14 protein-coding genes are annotated in these 15,164 nt (G+C 66.4%); 7 read left to right on the forward strand and 7 right to left on the reverse strand.

Going from position 1 to position 15,164, the window contains the following annotated elements:
- The first annotated feature begins 25 nt into the window (after nucleotides 1-25).
- The 6 genes from ACE026_RS18520 to ACE026_RS18545 all read left to right on the forward strand — a co-directional run bounded on the left by ACE026_RS18520 (nucleotide 26) and on the right by ACE026_RS18545 (nucleotide 6,406).
- A complete protein-coding gene (locus ACE026_RS18520) occupies nucleotides 26-697 on the forward strand; it encodes a 4-carboxy-4-hydroxy-2-oxoadipate aldolase/oxaloacetate decarboxylase (RefSeq protein ID WP_486040301.1) in 672 nt (223 codons plus the stop codon).
- Entirely contained in the window at nucleotides 690-1,745 is a 1,056-nt protein-coding gene (locus ACE026_RS18525; protein WP_486040303.1) for a 4-oxalomesaconate tautomerase, read from the forward strand. Before ACE026_RS18520 ends, ACE026_RS18525 begins: the two co-directional genes overlap by 8 nt.
- Nucleotides 1,746-1,787: 42 nt before the next feature.
- Nucleotides 1,788-3,101 (forward strand): C4-dicarboxylate transporter DctA, encoded by a 1,314-nt coding sequence (dctA, locus tag ACE026_RS18530; protein WP_313218241.1) that lies wholly within the window; start codon nucleotides 1,788-1,790, stop codon nucleotides 3,099-3,101.
- Nucleotides 3,102-3,177: 76 nt separating this feature from the next.
- Nucleotides 3,178-4,473, forward strand: a complete 1,296-nt coding sequence (locus tag ACE026_RS18535) for a carbohydrate porin (RefSeq protein ID WP_486040304.1) — start codon at nucleotides 3,178-3,180, stop codon at nucleotides 4,471-4,473.
- 23 nt (nucleotides 4,474-4,496) lie between these two features.
- Nucleotides 4,497-5,519 (forward strand): amidohydrolase family protein, encoded by a 1,023-nt coding sequence (locus tag ACE026_RS18540; RefSeq protein WP_313212469.1) that lies wholly within the window; start codon nucleotides 4,497-4,499, stop codon nucleotides 5,517-5,519.
- Nucleotides 5,519-6,406, forward strand: a complete 888-nt coding sequence (locus tag ACE026_RS18545) for an amidohydrolase family protein (protein ID WP_486040305.1) — start codon at nucleotides 5,519-5,521, stop codon at nucleotides 6,404-6,406. The genes ACE026_RS18540 and ACE026_RS18545 overlap by 1 nt, the downstream gene beginning before the upstream one ends.
- A gap of 21 nt (nucleotides 6,407-6,427) precedes the next feature.
- Here the strand turns inward: ACE026_RS18545 and ACE026_RS18550 are convergent, their stop codons facing one another.
- The 4 genes from ACE026_RS18550 to ACE026_RS18565 are packed head-to-tail and all read right to left on the reverse strand — an operon-like array spanning nucleotide 6,428 to nucleotide 11,284.
- Entirely contained in the window at nucleotides 6,428-7,498 is a 1,071-nt protein-coding gene (locus tag ACE026_RS18550; protein ID WP_346462221.1) for a protein-glutamate methylesterase/protein-glutamine glutaminase, read from the reverse strand.
- Nucleotides 7,495-8,091: a chemoreceptor glutamine deamidase CheD gene (gene cheD, locus ACE026_RS18555; RefSeq protein WP_121036713.1), complete on the reverse strand. Its 597-nt coding sequence runs from the start codon at nucleotides 8,089-8,091 to the stop codon at nucleotides 7,495-7,497. Before cheD ends, ACE026_RS18550 begins: the two co-directional genes overlap by 4 nt.
- Nucleotides 8,088-8,948, reverse strand: coding sequence for a CheR family methyltransferase (locus ACE026_RS18560; protein ID WP_486040306.1), 861 nt, complete (start codon nucleotides 8,946-8,948; stop codon nucleotides 8,088-8,090). Before ACE026_RS18560 ends, cheD begins: the two co-directional genes overlap by 4 nt.
- A 53-nt stretch (nucleotides 8,949-9,001) precedes the next feature.
- Nucleotides 9,002-11,284 carry a methyl-accepting chemotaxis protein gene (locus ACE026_RS18565; protein WP_486040307.1) on the reverse strand — a complete coding sequence of 761 codons (2,283 nt, stop codon included), beginning with the start codon at nucleotides 11,282-11,284 and terminating at the stop codon, nucleotides 9,002-9,004.
- A 51-nt stretch (nucleotides 11,285-11,335) separates the two neighbouring features.
- Between ACE026_RS18565 and ACE026_RS18570 the strand changes: the two genes are divergently transcribed.
- On the forward strand, nucleotides 11,336-11,464 hold the full coding sequence (locus tag ACE026_RS18570; protein WP_486040308.1) for a hypothetical protein: 129 nt from the start codon (nucleotides 11,336-11,338) through the stop codon (nucleotides 11,462-11,464).
- Between the two features lie 38 nt (nucleotides 11,465-11,502).
- Here the strand turns inward: ACE026_RS18570 and ACE026_RS18575 are convergent, their stop codons facing one another.
- The 3 genes from ACE026_RS18575 to ACE026_RS18585 form a co-directional block, all read right to left on the reverse strand.
- A complete protein-coding gene (locus tag ACE026_RS18575; protein WP_486040309.1) occupies nucleotides 11,503-13,863 on the reverse strand; it encodes a methyl-accepting chemotaxis protein in 2,361 nt (786 codons plus the stop codon).
- A 96-nt stretch (nucleotides 13,864-13,959) separates the two neighbouring features.
- On the reverse strand, nucleotides 13,960-14,343 hold the full coding sequence (locus tag ACE026_RS18580; protein WP_088435034.1) for a hypothetical protein: 384 nt from the start codon (nucleotides 14,341-14,343) through the stop codon (nucleotides 13,960-13,962).
- Nucleotides 14,344-14,516: 173 nt separating this feature from the next.
- On the reverse strand, nucleotides 14,517-15,008 hold the full coding sequence (locus ACE026_RS18585) for a chemotaxis protein CheW (protein WP_486040310.1): 492 nt from the start codon (nucleotides 15,006-15,008) through the stop codon (nucleotides 14,517-14,519).
- Nucleotides 15,009-15,164 lie beyond the last annotated feature (156 nt).

Here is a 15,164-nt window from a genome sequence, read left to right on the forward strand (position 1 = left end):
GTCATCGTCAACGAAGGATGGATGGATGTCCCGGGTAGTCTCTTCTATCGAACGCGCCGACGCGGCGGTGATCCAGGTGCTTGCGCAGACCGGTGTCGCCACGGCGCATGAAGCCCAGGGCCGCAGCGGTTTGCTGCACCCACGGCTGCGCCCGGTCTACAGCGGCGCGCGCATCGCCGGCAGCGCGATCACCGTGTCGGTGCCGCCGGGCGACAACTGGATGATGCACGTGGCGATCGAGCAGCTTCGCGAGGGCGATGTGCTGGTGGTCGCACCCACCAGTGACTGCACCGACGGCTATTTCGGCGATCTGCTGGCCACCTCGGCCCAGGTCCGCGGCTGCCGCGGGCTGGTGATCGATGCCGGCGTACGCGATGTGCGTGACCTCACCGCGATGGGCTTCCCGGTCTGGAGCCGCGCGATCCACGCGCAGGGCACGGTCAAGGAAACGCTGGGCTCGGTCAATGTGCCGGTGGTCTGTGGCGGGGCACTGGTCCGGCCGGGTGATGTGGTGATCGCCGACGATGACGGGGTCTGCATCGTGCCGCGTGCGGATGCGGCGCATGTCGCCGACGAGGCACAGGCCCGCGAGGCCCGTGAAGCGGACAAGCGCGAACGTTTGGCCAAGGGCGAGCTGGGCCTGGACATCTACCAGATGCGCGAGCGCCTGGCGGCGAGGGGCCTGCGCTATGAGTAAGGGCGTGCGCGCGATGTGGATGCGGGGCGGAACCTCCAAGGGCGGGTTCTTTCTCGCTTCGGAGCTGCCGGCCGAGCCGGCCATCCGCGATGCCTTCCTGCTGCGTGCGTTCGGCTCACCCGATCCGCGCCAGATCGATGGCATGGGCGGCGCTGATCCGCTGACCTCCAAGGTGGCGGTCGTGGCTCCCTCCAGCCGTGCGGATGCCGACGTGGACTATCTATTCCTGCAGGTGTTCGTGGACCAGGCCGTGGTCAGCGATGCGCAGAACTGCGGCAACATGCTGGCCGCCGTCGGCCCGTTCGCCATCGAGCGTGGATTGGTTGCAGCCACAGGCGAGCAGACCGATGTACGCATCTTCATGTGCAACACCGGCACGTTCGCCTCGGCGACCGTGCAGACGCCGCAGGGCACGGTGGCGTATGACGGCGAGGCACGCATCGACGGCGTGCCCGGCAGCGCCGCCCCGGTTCCATTGGCGTTCGCCGACATCGCTGGCTCCAACTGTGGCGCGCTGCTGCCGACCGGTCATGCTGTGGATGTGATCGACGGCGTGGAGACCACCCTGATCGACAACGGCATGCCGTGCGTCGTCCTGCGCGCTTCCGATGTGGGCATCACCGGCCATGAGGACCGCGCCACGCTGGACGCCGATGAGGCGCTCAAGGCCAGGCTGGAGGCGATCCGCCTGCAGGCCGGCCCGTTGATGCGGTTGGGTGATGTCAGTGCCCAGTCCGTCCCCAAGATGATGCTGGTGGCGGCGCCTCGCGTGGGCGGGGCGATCAGCGTCCGCTCGTTCATTCCCCACCGCTGCCACGCCTCCATCGGCGTGCTCGGCGCGGTGACGGTCGCCACGGCCTGCCTGCTGCCCGATTCACCCGCACACGCCCTGGCGTCGCTGCCGGGTGGCGTGCATCAGACGCTGGAGATCGAGCACCCCAGTGGCAGCACCGCGGCCGTGCTGGATCTGGACGCTGCCGGGCAGGTGACCCGCGCCGCCGTACTGCGCACCGCGCGAAAGCTCTTCGACGGCGTGCTGTTCGACTGAATACGCACGACGTCCTTATTCTTGTGACCTGGGAGGGTTGATATGACCGTTGTAGAGAAGCGGCCGAGCCGCTTCGGCATTGTGGGCCAGCTCTGGTTCCAGGTGCTGGCAGGTACCGTGATCGGCGTGCTGTTGGGGTGGCTGCAGCCGGACATCGGCTCGGCGATGAAGCCCTTCGGCGACGCGTTCATCAAGCTAATCCGGATGATGATCGGTCCGATCATCTTCGTCACGGTGGTGCATGGCATCGCCGGCATGCGCGACATGCGCAGCGTGGGCCGCCTGGCCCTGAAATCGCTGATCTACTTCGAAGTCATCACGATCCTGGCGCTGATCGTGGGCCTGGTGGTGGTGGATGTCTGGAAGCCGGGCGCGGGGATGAACATCGACCCGGCCACCATCGACATGGCCAGCATCCAGGGCTACGTGCACAGCGCCCACGACCAGTCGATCGTGTCCTACATCATGGCGATCATCCCCAACACGCTGGTGAGCGCCTTCACCGAAGCGCACGTGCTGCAGGTGCTCTTCGTGGCGGTGCTGTTCGGTGTGGCGCTGGCCTCGATCGGCGAGCGCGGTGCGCCGGTGATGAAGGTGATCGAGTCCACCTCGGGCGCGCTGTTCAAGATCATCGGCTACATCATGTACTTCGCCCCGATTGGCGCGTTCGGTGCAATCGCCTTCACCGTTGGCCAGTTCGGTGCGGGCTCGCTGCTGTCGCTGGGCGAGCTGATCATCGAGTTCTTCGTGGTCTGCGGGCTGTTCACCGTGCTGGTGCTGGGCAGCGTGTGCTGGTGGACCGGTGCCAGCTTGTGGCGGCTGCTGGGCTACCTGCGCGATGAGATCGTCATCGTCGCGGCGACCACCTCCACCGAAACCGTCCTGCCGCGCCTGATCGAAAAAATGAAGAAGCTGGGCTGCGAGGAAGGTGTGGTGGGTTTCGTGATCCCGGCCGGCTACTCGTTCAACCTCGACGGCACCTGCCTGTACCTGACCACCGTCGCGCTGTTCCTGGCCCAGGCGACCAACACCGAGCTGACCGTCTGGCACCAGCTGGGCCTGATCGCGGTGCTGCTGCTGACCTCCAAGGGAGCGGCCGGTGTGGCCGGCGCGGCATTCGTGGTGCTGGCGGCGACGCTGGGCACCACCGGCACGATCCCGGTGGCGAGCATCGCGTTGATCCTGGGCATCCACCGGATCCTGGCCGAGGGCCTGACCTTCGTGAACCTGATCGGCAATGCGATCGCGGTGCTGGTCATCGCCAAGTGGGAAGGCAAGCTCGACGAGAAGGTGCTGGCCGAGCAGATCGGCACTCGGCGGCTGAGACGCCGCGTGTTGACTGCCGCCACCGTCTGATCCTGCCGCTGCGGTGCTGCCGCGGCCTCCCTACATCCATCCGTTGCGCGGCTGCGGCCGCGCACAGGAGGCGCTTGTGTCCCGTTTTCCCCGCAATACCCTTTGCCTGCTGGTGGCTGCCAGCCTGGCGGCGCCGGCGTTCGCCGCGTTCGCTTCACCCAAGGGCAGTCTGCCCGATGGCGTCGATCTCACGTTGGATCTGGTCGGCAACGTCGCCTCCAATCCGGTCGGTGGTGTCGAGCAGGGCACCGAAGGCTCGTACTGGGTGATGGCCCAGTCCAAGTTTGATCTGGACACGCTGTGGGGTATCCACAACACCGACGTCGATGCGCAGTGGGCCTGGTTCGCCGGCCGCAACCTGGCGCGAGAGAAAATTGGCAATTCGATCAGTGCCCAGCAGACTTGGCGGCCGGTGGCCGGCGGGCGCCTGACCCGCCTGACCTTGCGCCACCGCTTCGACAACGGCCTGAGCATCATCGCCGGGCGCGCCCCGGTGAACAGCTACTTCAACGGCTCCGCGCTCAACTGCGTGTTCATGAGCAACGCGATGTGCCTGACCCCGTATGGGGCGATCACCGATCTGGGCATCACCGCCTACCCGAACGCGTCCTGGGCCGGGATCGTGCGCTACGACGTGAATGACCGCTGGTATGCGCAGGCCGGTGCCTTCGACTACAACAATGCCTTGAACAAGGCCGGCAAGAACGGCCTGGACTTCTCGGTGGGCGAGGGTACCGGGACCATCACCGCGTATGAAGTCGGCTACCAGACCAGCTTCGCCAATGACCGCCTGCCGCGGACCTTCCGGCTGGGCATGTACCGCAACAGCGATGGTGGCAAGAGCTCCTACTACGATGCCAACGGCAACTCCGCAGCGCTGACCGGCAGGCCGACTGCGGTGCAGGACGGTGCGCGGTCGGGCGGATATGCCATGGTCGATCAGACGGTCTGGCGGGGTGCAGGCAAGCGCAACCTCGCGCTTTTTGCGCGCGCGTACGTGAACACGGGCAACGAAGCGCCGGTCGACAGCTTCCTCTCGGCCGGCTTCGTCAAGACCGGCACCTTCGCCGGCCGCGAGCAGGACACGTTGGCGATGTTTGTCTCCAACACCCACTTCAGTGACGAACAGATCGACTTCCTGCGCGACCGGCGTACCCGCAATGGCGGCAACGGTGCGCCGCATGCGGACGAGATCATCGCCGAGCTCAGCTATGGCTGGGCCGTGCACAAGGGCATCCGCCTGATGCCCAACCTGCAGTACGTCATCAACCCCGATCCTCTCTACGCGCCTACCCGTACCACCGACATTCCCGATGCGCTGATTGTCGGGCTGCGCATGGACATCCACTTCGCCCAGCTGTTCGGCTGGTGATTGATCCCCCACGAGGCCCCTGCATGATCATCGACTGCCACGGTCATTACACGACCGCCCCCGCCAGCCACGACGCCTTCCGCAAACAGCAGATCGCGCATTACCACGACCCCTCACTGCCGGCGCCGGTCTACCCGGAGATCAGCGATGCGGAGTTGCGCGAGAGCGTGGAGGCCAACCAGTTGCGCCTGCTGCGCGAGCGTGGTGCCGACATGACCATCTTCTCCCCGCGTGCCAGCACCATGGCCCATCATATCGGCGACGAACGGGTCAGCGCGGAGTGGACACGCCGCTGCAACGACCTGATCGCCCGCGTGGTGGCGCTGTACCCGGAGACCTTCATCGGCGTGTGCCAGCTGCCGCAGTCGCCGGGCGTGCCGATCGCCCATTCGATCGCCGAGCTGGAGCGCTGCGTCAACGAGCTCGGCTTCGTTGGCTGCAATCTCAACCCGGACCCGTCCGGCGGCCACTGGACCGGCCTGCCACTCACCGACAAGGCCTGGTATCCGTTCTTCGAGAAGATGGTGGAACTGGACGTTCCGGCGATGGTGCACGTCTCGGGCAGCTGCAACGCCAACTTCCATGCCACCGGCGCGCACTACCTCAACGCCGATACCACCGCGTTCATGCAGTTCCTGCAGGGCGATCTGTTCCGTGACTTCCCCGCGTTGCGTTTCATCATTCCGCACGGCGGCGGTGCGGTGCCCTATCACTGGGGGCGTTTCCGTGGTCTGGCCGACATGCTGGGCAAGCCGCCGCTGAACGAGCACGTCATGAAGAACGTGTTCTTCGATACGTGCGTCTATCATCAACCGGGCATTGATCTTCTTTTCAAGGTCATCGACATAGACAACATCCTGTTCGGCTCGGAAATGGTCGGCGCGGTCCGCGGCATCGATCCGGAAACGGGGCAGTTCTTCGACGACACGCTGCGGTATGTGAACGCGCTGGGCCTGTCCGAGAGCGATCGCCGCAAGGTGTGCGAAGGCAACGCGCGACGGGTCTATCCGCGTCTGGATGCGCAGCTGAAGGCGAGGGGCCTGTGATGAGTGATTTCGTGAAAGACGCCGATTGGCTGGATTTCTGCCCCGCACCGAGTGTGCCGCGCTTCGTGCCGCCCATGGGCGCTGTGGACGCGCATTGCCATGTCTTCGGGCCGGGCGACCGCTTCCCATACGCACCCGAGCGCAAGTACACCCCGTGCGACGCCGGCAAGGAACAGCTGTTCGCGCTGCGTGACCTGCTGGGATTCGAGCGCAACGTGATCGTCCAGGCCACCTGCCATGGCGCCGACAACAGTGCCCTGGTCGATGCCCTGCGCAGTGCGGACGGCCGCGCCCGTGGCGTGGCGACCGTGCGTGACAGCGTGACCGATGCTGAACTGTGTGAGCTGCACGCGGCGGGCGTGCGCGGGGTCCGCTTCAATTTCGTGAAGCGGCTGGTCGATCCCAAGCCGGATGCGTACTACCGCGCGATCATCGAGCGCATTGCGCCGCTGGGGTGGCACGTGGTGGTCTACTTCGAGGCGGCCGATCTGGCCGAGCGCTGGGATTTTTTCACCTCACTACCGACCACCGTGGTGGTGGATCACATGGGTCGACCGGACGTGACCCAGCCCGTGGAAGGTCCGGCGTTCCAGCAGTTCGTGCGGCTGATGGATGAGCACGCCAATGTGTGGAGCAAGGTCAGCTGTCCGGAGCGCCTCTCGCGCAGTGGCCCCCCGGATTACGACGACGTGGTGCCGTTCGCGCGCCACCTGGTGGAGAGATTCCCGGATCGGGTGTTGTGGGGCACGGACTGGCCGCACCCCAATCTGACCTCGCATATGCCCGACGACGGTACGCTGGTGGACTTCATTCCGCGTATCGCAGTGACCGCGGATCTGCAGCGCAGGCTGCTGGTGGACAACCCGATGCGGTTGTACTGGGCGTAGGTGTCGACCGGCCCGCCGCTGCTAGCTGCGCGCCAACGCCATCAACCGCTCCGCAATCCGCTCCAGCGGCACCATTTCCTCGGCCGCGCCGATCCTCACCGCGCTGCCCGGCATGCCCCAGACCACGCTGGTGGCTTCATCCTGCACGAGGGTCGGGGCACCGGCGTTGCGAAGATCCAGCAAGCCGCGCGCACCATCGTCGCCCATGCCGGTCAGGATCGCGCCGATGGCATTGGCGCCTGCGCTTTCGGCCACCGAGCGGAACAACACGTCCACCGCCGGCTTGTGCCGGTTGATCGGCGGGCCGTCGTCGATCCGGCAGCGCCAGCGGGCGCCGTCGCGAATCACGCGCAGGTGCTTGCCACCGGGCGGCAGGTAGGCGTGGCCGGGCAGGACCGCTTCGCCGTCGGTGGCTTCGCGCACGGACATCGCCGAATGGCGGTCCAGGCGCTCGGCGAACGGGGTGCTGAACTGCGCCGGCAGATGCTGGGTCATCACCACGGCCGGGGCATCGGCAGGCAGGCCTTCCAGCACCACGCGCAGGGCTTCGGTGCCCCCGGCGGAGGCGCCGATGGCGATCAGGCGGTCGGTGGTGCGGAACTGGATCGAGCGCGGTGTCGCCACTGGCGCCACGGCACCCAGGGTGATCCGCGGGGGATTGGGCCGGGACAGCGGGCGCACCCGCGAGCGTGCGGCCATCTTGACCTTGGCGATGATCTCGTCGGCGTAGCCCTGCAGGCCACGGGCGACGTCGAGCTTGGGCTTGGAGACAAAATCCACCGCGCCCAGCGCCAGCGCCTGCAGGGTGGTGTCGGCACCGCGCTCGGTCAGCGAGGAGATCATCACCACCGGCAGCGGGTGCAGGCGCATCAGGTTTTCAAGGAACGCCAGGCCATCCATGCGCGGCATTTCCACGTCCAGCGTGATCACGTCCGGCGCCAGGCGCTTGATCTTCTCGCGCGCCAGCAGCGGGTCGGCGGCGGTGCCGACCACTTCGATGCCGGGATCGCTGGCGAGGATCTCGCTCAGCATCTGGCGGACGACCGCGGAGTCGTCGACGATCAGGACTTTGCAGGGCACACCGTGGGTCATTCGAACAGCTCCACGCCGCCGGTGACCGGGGCCTTGGACAGGCGGGCGCGCACCGCAGATTCGGTCGCGGCCACTTCAGCTTCATGGGCGTGCGGCAGGCGCTGCACCACCACGCGGCCGGTATCGGCGAAGAACCACACCTTGCGTGGATGGATGCCGCACAGGTCCTCGGCGATGATCGGAATGTGCTCGGCCTGCAGGTACTGGCGCACGAACTCGGCGTTGCGGGTGCCGACCGGGTTGCTGGTGAAGCCCTTGAGCACATTGGCCCCGCCGAACACCTTGGCCTCCAGCCGCTTGCGGTGTGCGCCGCGCTTGAGCAGATCGTTGATCAGCAGTTCCATCGCGTAGCTGCCGTAGCGCGCGGGCGCGCCATCACCGACGTTGCCTTCGGGCAGCAGGAAGTGGTTCATGCCACCGATCTTGAGCACCGGATCGCGCAGGCAGGCGGCCACGCAGGAGCCCAGCGTGGTGGTCAGTGCGGTGTTGTCATCCACGGCGAGGTACTGGGTCGGCAGCAGCTTGGCGGCGGTCACCTGGAAGCGGCTGTCGAAATAGCGCATCACCTCGTCATTACGGATCGGCAGACTCATACCGGTGCCCCCGGCGCGCGTTTGTACAGCGTGCGGCCGCAGGGTTGGATCAGGTCGGCGGCGTGCAGGTAGTTCTCCGAGTGGCCGGTATAGAGCAGGCCGTCATCGCCCATGTGCTGGATGAGGCGCGAGAGGATCCCGCGCTGGGTCGGTTTGTCGAAATAGATCATCACGTTGCGGCAGAACAGGGCATCGAACGGGCCGCCGACGTCGTAACGGTTGGCGAGCAGGTTGAGCGGGCGGTAGTCGATGAGGTCACGCAGGGCTGGATTGACCCGGCAATGCCCTTCGTTGGGGCCGGTCCCGCGCTGGAAGTAGCGCTTGCGGATCGCCGGATCCAGTCCGGCGACGCGGTCGATCGCGTACACGCCGCGGCTGGCGGTGGCCAGCACCTGGGTGTCCACGTCGGTCGCCAGGATGCGCACCGGCGGTTTGAGCGTGCCGAAGGTCTCGCAGGCCGTGATTGCCATCGAGTAGGGCTCTTCGCCGGTCGAGGCCGCGCACGACCACAGCTGCAGCGTGCCATGGCCAGCGCGCAGGCGCAGTTCGTCGGCCAGCTTCTCGAAGTGGTGCGGCTCGCGGAAGAACGCGGTGAGGTTGGTGGTCAGGGCGTTGGTGAACGCCTGCCATTCGTCGCCGCCATTGGACTCGAGCTGGTCCAGGTAGTCGCTGAAGCTGCGCATGCCAAGCGCACGTAGCCTGCGCGAAAGTCGGCCATAGACCATGTCGCGCTTGGCCGGCGCCAGTGAGATGCCGACGCGCTGGTAGATCAGCTCGCAGACGCGGCGAAAGTCACGGTCGGCAAATTCGAATTCGCGAGCGTTCGGTGAAGCGGCGTTGGCTGGGGGCGTGGACACGGGCGGACTCGCAGGGGAAGGGGGCGCGGCGATCGCGGGATCGCCGCAGGAACTCAGAACTCTTGCCAGTTGCCGTCATCGGCCGGCGTGCTGCGCGGGGTGCGCACCGGGGCCGCGGCACGCGGGGCAGGGGATGCCGGCGGTACCGGGCGGCTGGGGCGGCGCACCGGGGCCAGCTCGGCGACCGCACGGGCGGTCACGGCGCTGACCGCCTGGGCGACCTGGTTGTCGAGGCGGAAGATCGCCACCGCATCGGCCAACTGGGTGGCCTGTTCTTCCATCGCACGGGCGGCGGCAGTGGCTTCTTCCACCAGGGCGGCGTTCTGCTGGGTGGTCTCGTCCATCTGCACCACGGTCTGGTTGACCTGGTCGATGCCGGCGGACTGCTCCTGCGAGGCAGCGGAAATCTCGGCCATGATGTCGGTCACGCGCTGCACCGAGGCCACGATCTCGCCCATGGTGGCACCGGCCTGGTTGACCAGCTGGGAGCCCTCGGCGACCTTGCCGACGGAGTCGTCGATCAGGCCCTTGATCTCCTTGGCCGCGCCGGCCGAACGCTGGGCCAGCGTGCGCACTTCGGAGGCGACCACCGCGAAACCGCGGCCCTGCTCGCCGGCACGGGCGGCTTCCACCGCGGCGTTGAGCGCCAGGATATTGGTCTGGAACGCGATGCCGTCGATGACCGAGATGATCTCGGCGATCTTCTTGGAGGAGGTCTGGATCGCGGCCATGGTGGTCACCACTTCGCCGACGACATTGCCGCCCTGGGAGGCCACCGAGTGTGCGCCGATCGCCAGTTGGTTGGCCTGGCGGGCATGTTCGGCATTCTGGCGCACCGTGGAGGTGAGTTCCTCCATCGAGGCGGCGGTCTCTTCCAGGTTGGCGGCCTGCTGCTCGGTGCGGCGCGAGAGATCGCTGTTGCCGGTGGCGATTTCACCGGCCGCCAGGTTGATGCTGCCGGCGGCCTCCTGGATCTGGCCGACGATCTGGGTCAGCTGCGCAACGGTGGCGTTGGCATCGTCACGCATGGTGGCGAAGACGCCTTGGAAATCGCCGTGCATGCGCGCGGTCAGATCGCCTTCGGCAATCGCCGACAGCAGCTGCGAGAGTTTGCCCAGGTTCTCATCGCTGACCTGCATCATCGCGTTGAGGTGACCGATCATCCGGCGGAAATCGTGATCGAAGCGGGCGGTGTCGCCCCGCTGGCTGAAATCGCCGGCGGCCGCGGCCGCTGCCAGGCGCTGGATCTCGCCATTGATGCTGCCCAGGTTCTGCTTGACCGCATCGACGGTGCTGGTGATGGCGGCCTTCTCGCCCGGGTAGCGCGCGATATCGGCGCTGAGGTCGCCCTGTGCGTAACGCTGCACCACCGCCAGCACCTCGTCCATGGTCTGCACGTGCGCGCCGACCAGGGTGTTGGTCTCGTGCACCATCAGGCCGTACTCGCCGGGGAAGGCGGTTTCGTCCATGCGGTAGCCGGTGTTGCCGGCGTCATGGCGGCTGGCCATCTCGCGCTGGCCGCTGATCACCGCGTGCAGCTGTTCCTGCATGCGCGCCATGCTTTCCAGCAGGCAGCCGGGTTCGTCATGGGCCTGCTCGCCGATGCGGCTGTCCAGCTTGCCGCGGGCGATGCTCTCGGCCACATGGGTGGCCTGACGCAGGGGCAGGGTGATGCGGTTGCCGATCAGCCAGCTCAGCGCCAGCACGATCAGCACCACGCCGCCGCCGGTCGCCGCCATGATGGCGGTGAACACCAATGCCTGCTGCTGCACATCGTCCATGTAGACGCCGCTGCTGACCACCCAGTTCCATGGTGCGTACATGCCGGCATAGGCGACCTTCTCGACCACCTTCTCGGTGCCCGGCTTGGCCCACTGGTAGGAGACGAAGCCGCCGCCGAGGCGGGCCATGCCGATCTGGTCGTAGTACACGCGCACCCCGTCATCGGTGCGGTAATCCTTCATGTCCTGCCCGATCAGCTCCTTGCGGAACGGATGCATGAGCATGCGGTAGTTCGTGTCGTACACGTTGAAGTAGTAGGTGTCGCCGTCGGCACGCATGCTTTCCAGCGCCGTCAGCGCGGCCTGCTTGGCCGCCGCTTCGGTCAGTTCACCGCTGTCCGCCAGTCGGTGGTAATGCTCCAGGATGCCGTAGGTGAGCTCGACCTGGGTCTTCAGGCTGTCCTTGCGGGTGTCGGTCAGATCCAGGTACTGCATGCGCGCAGCGACCACCGACAGGGCGATGACACCCAGGGCGATCAGCACGGTCAGCAGGTTGAGCTTGCGCCTGACGGACAGGTTGGAGAAATACGGGTTCCAGCGGCGGAATAGATTCATGGGCAGGGCATCTGAGCGGGCAAAAGCACGTGGCGATGCCAGGAGCACGCGGTGGCGATCACCATCCTGGCTGGCCGCGACGAAGTGTCGGGCAATGCTGTTATCGGCCGGATCCGGCGAGTATTGAGCGCATTGCCTATCGGCCATTCAGCCGGACAACAAAAAACCCCGGTGCCGTAGCACCGGGGCCTTTCATTCACAACACGCCGCAGGGTGGTTTAGAACTCCTGCCAGTCACCGTCGGCCAGTTCGGTCGCCACCGGGCGCGAGGCCGGGCGACGCACTGCAGCCTGCGCCAGCGGCGCGCGGACGGCACGCGGCGGTGCGACCACGGCCGGGGCGGGCGCGATGTCCTGCTCATCGAGCTTGAAGATCGACACGGCATCGGTCAGATGGCCGGCCTGTTCTTCCATCGCACGGGCAGCGGCGGTGGCTTCTTCCACCAGCGCGGCGTTCTGCTGGGTGGTCTCATCCATCTGCACCACGGTCTGGTTGACCTGCTCGATGCCGGCGGACTGTTCCTGCGAGGCGGCGGAGATCTCGGCCATGATGTCGGTCACGCGCTGCACCGAAGCGACGATCTCGCCCATGGTGGCGCCCGCCTTCTGCACCAGCGCCGAGCCATCGTTGACCTTGCCGACGGAGTCGTCGATCAGGCCCTTGATCTCCTTGGCCGCGCCGGCCGAACGCTGGGCCAGGGTGCGCACTTCGGAGGCCACGACCGCGAAGCCACGACCCTGTTCACCGGCACGTGCCGCTTCGACGGCCGCGTTCAACGCGAGGATGTTGGTCTGGAAGGCGATGCCGTCGATGACCGAGATGATCTCGGCGATCTTCTTGGACGAGGTCTGGATCGCGCTCATGGTCGTGACGACCTGGCCGACCACATCGCCGCCCTGCGAGGCGACGGTGTGCGCGCCGATGGCGAGCTGGTTGGCCTGGCGGGCATGCTCGGCGTTCTGGCGCACGGTGGAGGTCAGTTCCTCCATCGAGGCCGCGGTCTCTTCCAGGTTGGCGGCCTGCTGTTCGGTACGCCGCGACAGGTCACTGTTGCCGGTGGCGATCTCGCTGGCGGCCGAGTTGATCTGCTGGCTGGAGTGCTTGATCCGGGTGACGATGCCGCTGAGCTGTTCGGCGGTGGCGTTGGCGTCGTCGCGCATCCGGGCGAACACGCCCTGGAAGTCGCCGTGCATGCGCACGGTCAGGTCGCCCTGGGACAGCGCGGCGAGCAGGTTGGAGACCTGTTCGATGCTGGCCGAGTTGGCATCCAGCAGGCCGTTGAGCTGCTGGGCCAGCTGCAGGAAGAAGCCTTCCTTGCCATCGCTGTCGATGCGGCCGGAGAGGTCGCCGGCTGCGGCCTGGGCGATCACGCGGGCCACTTCGGCTTCCACCAGGGCTTCCGGGGTGCGGTCGCGCCATTCGATGACGTGGCCGACGGTCTCACCCTGTTCGTTGGCGATCGAGGAGATGACCTGGGCGAACTGGGCCTCGCCGAACTGCATCGGGCGGCGGCTGACGCCGTGCTGCTGCAGCTGGGCCAGGGTCTTGGGATCCATTTCGCTGCCGTGCTCCAGCGTGGCGGCCGACTTGCCGATCAGCGAGGCGGCGGCGTCGAAGTCCGGCAGGTCCTTGCGGATGTCGGCTTCGTACTGGCTCAGGGTCTGCTGCAGGGCGCGGTTGCTGTACACGATGGTGTGGTGCGCATCGGTCAGGTAGACGCCGGTGGAGCTGTAATCCAGCGCGGTACGGATGCGGAGGTTCTCGCGGGCGATGGCCTGGTCGGTTTCGGTACGTTCGCGCAGATCACGCTGCATGCGCTGCATGGCCTGCAGCAGATCGCCAACTTCATCCTTGCGGCTGACATCGATATGGCCGTCCAGCTTGCCGCTGGCGACATCGTTGGCGACCGAGACGGCGCCGCGCATGCTGCCCACCAGCGAACGGGCAAACAGATACACCAGCACCAGGCCCAGGGCGGCGCCGCCGAGCAGGGTGATGACGGTCAGCATGGCCGAGGCGGCGTAGGTGGATTCGGCTTCTTCGCGCGAGGCGCGCGAGAGACGGTTGTCTTCGGCGATCAGGGCTTCGAGCGCGGCCGAGGCTTTGCGATGCTTGGCGCGGGTTTCACCGACAAAGGTGTCCACGGCATCGTCGGGCAGGTCCAGCTCGAGCATTTCGGTAACGGCGTCGTAGGACGCCAGCGAGTCGGTCCAATCCTTGGCGAAGGTGTCAAACAGCTTCTTCTGCTGGGGATTGTCGATCAGCGCGGGGTATTTTTTGATCGAGGCGTCGATCTGGGTGCGAAGCTCCGCCGCGCGGGACTTGGCTTCGGCCTTGACGTCATCGCTGGCGCGGATGAGGCCCTGGTAAGCGGAGTTGCGGTACTCGCCGACCATGCCACGCAGTTCGCCGGCCATGCGGATGCTGTCCATCCGGGGGCCAGCCAGTTGAGTGGTGACGTTGTTGAGTGAGTGCAGGCCACGATAGGCCACGATGCCCTGCAGCAGCATTACCAGCAGGAGGACGCCGAAAGTCAGCATCAACTTGGGCATCAGTTTGAGGTTGTTGATCCACGGCATGGCAGGTGCGGTCTCCAGTGGCAAACGCGTCCGGCCGTCGGGGCCGGTTGCAGCGACCACGCCGGCCTGGGCCGGCGTGGCAGGGCGTACGGGCAATTACTTGATGTTGGCGAGCTTCAGGCCGGCCGGCGAGCTGACTTCGATTTCAGCGCGCGATGCATCGCGGGCGATCTTGCCGATCACGCAGACGGTCTTGCCTTCCAGCGATTCCAGCGGGAAGCTGAACTTGTCGCGGTTGGCGCCGGCGATGCGGGCCGAGAAGGTGTGGCGCGGGAAAGCGCCGCCCATGTACAGGAAGGTCGGCTGACCTTCAGAGCCTTCGGCGTAGCGGGCCTTTTCGACCTTGCCGCAGACCATGCCGTCCTTGCCGACCGAGCGCGGGGCCATTTCCGGCGGAATCATTTCACCGGACTGGGCGAATGCGGTAGAGGCGGAAGAGGCGATCACGGCGACCGAGAACAGGGCAAGCAGGGACTTCATCGGGAAGATTCTCCGGGGATATGGGCAGTTGGCCCGGCCATGGGCGATCCAGTGCAGCCGGGTTCTGAAACCAGCTATCGGCCGGTCCGGGCGGAACTGAAGCAAGTTTTTTCTTCAGCGGCCGTCACGGTATGTACCGGACGCAGTCCGCTGTTTGTTTTGTGACGCATGTCTCAGGCTGCGACGTCGTCGATGACCGGGGTCTGGCCCATGTCGGCGCTGTCGAGCAGGGTTTCGATATCCAGCAGGATGAGCATGCGATCGTCCTGGGTGCCGATGCCGGAGATGAAGCGGGTATCGACGGCGGCGCCGAACTCGGGCGTCGGGCGGATCTGATCGGCAGCCAACGGGATGACGTCGGAGACGCTGTCAACGACGATGCCGACGACGCGGTCTTCGACGTTGAGCACGATCATGACGGTGAAGGCGTCGTAGGTGGCATTTTCCAGGCGCAGTTTGAGGCGCAGGTCGATGACGGGGACGATGGTGCCGCGCAGGTTGATGACGCCTTTGATGTAGTCCGGGGCATCGGGGACGCGGGTGACGGAGTCGTAGCCGCGGATTTCCTGCACTTTGAGGATGTCCACGCCGTAGTGCTCGGCGCCGAGGGTGAAGCTGAGGTATTCGCCGCCGTCGCTGGCGGCGGTGTTGTTCTTGTCGTTCATCGAGGGGTCCTGGGTCGGGCGTGGCGGTCGAATAACCGGGGGTCACGCTGGATATCGGCCTGGCCGGGGGCGACTTTAGGGGTGCTTGGCGAGAGCAACGGCGTTGTCGGTGCTGCGTTCGGCGGCTGGGCTGGTGTGGGTGGGTTTGGCGGGACC

The sequence above is a fragment of the Stenotrophomonas sp. AGC87 genome, from assembly GCF_057333975.1.

Excerpts from the sequence above, each read along its gene's own strand:
- ACE026_RS18520 (WP_486040301.1), top strand. The coding sequence starts at position 26 with ATGTCCCGGGTAGTCTCTTCTATCGAACGCGCCGACGCGGCGGTGATC.
- ACE026_RS18525 (WP_486040303.1), top strand. The coding sequence starts at position 690 with ATGAGTAAGGGCGTGCGCGCGATGTGGATGCGGGGCGGAACCTCCAAG.
- dctA (WP_313218241.1), top strand. The coding sequence starts at position 1,788 with ATGACCGTTGTAGAGAAGCGGCCGAGCCGCTTCGGCATTGTGGGCCAG.
- ACE026_RS18540 (WP_313212469.1), top strand. The coding sequence starts at position 4,497 with ATGATCATCGACTGCCACGGTCATTACACGACCGCCCCCGCCAGCCAC.
- ACE026_RS18545 (WP_486040305.1), top strand. The coding sequence starts at position 5,519 with ATGAGTGATTTCGTGAAAGACGCCGATTGGCTGGATTTCTGCCCCGCA.
- ACE026_RS18550 (WP_346462221.1), bottom strand. The coding sequence starts at position 7,498 with ATGACCCACGGTGTGCCCTGCAAAGTCCTGATCGTCGACGACTCCGCG.
- cheD (WP_121036713.1), bottom strand. The coding sequence starts at position 8,091 with ATGAGTCTGCCGATCCGTAATGACGAGGTGATGCGCTATTTCGACAGC.
- ACE026_RS18565 (WP_486040307.1), bottom strand. The coding sequence starts at position 11,284 with ATGAATCTATTCCGCCGCTGGAACCCGTATTTCTCCAACCTGTCCGTC.
- ACE026_RS18575 (WP_486040309.1), bottom strand. The coding sequence starts at position 13,863 with ATGCCGTGGATCAACAACCTCAAACTGATGCCCAAGTTGATGCTGACT.
- ACE026_RS18580 (WP_088435034.1), bottom strand. The coding sequence starts at position 14,343 with ATGAAGTCCCTGCTTGCCCTGTTCTCGGTCGCCGTGATCGCCTCTTCC.
- ACE026_RS18585 (WP_486040310.1), bottom strand. The coding sequence starts at position 15,008 with ATGAACGACAAGAACAACACCGCCGCCAGCGACGGCGGCGAATACCTC.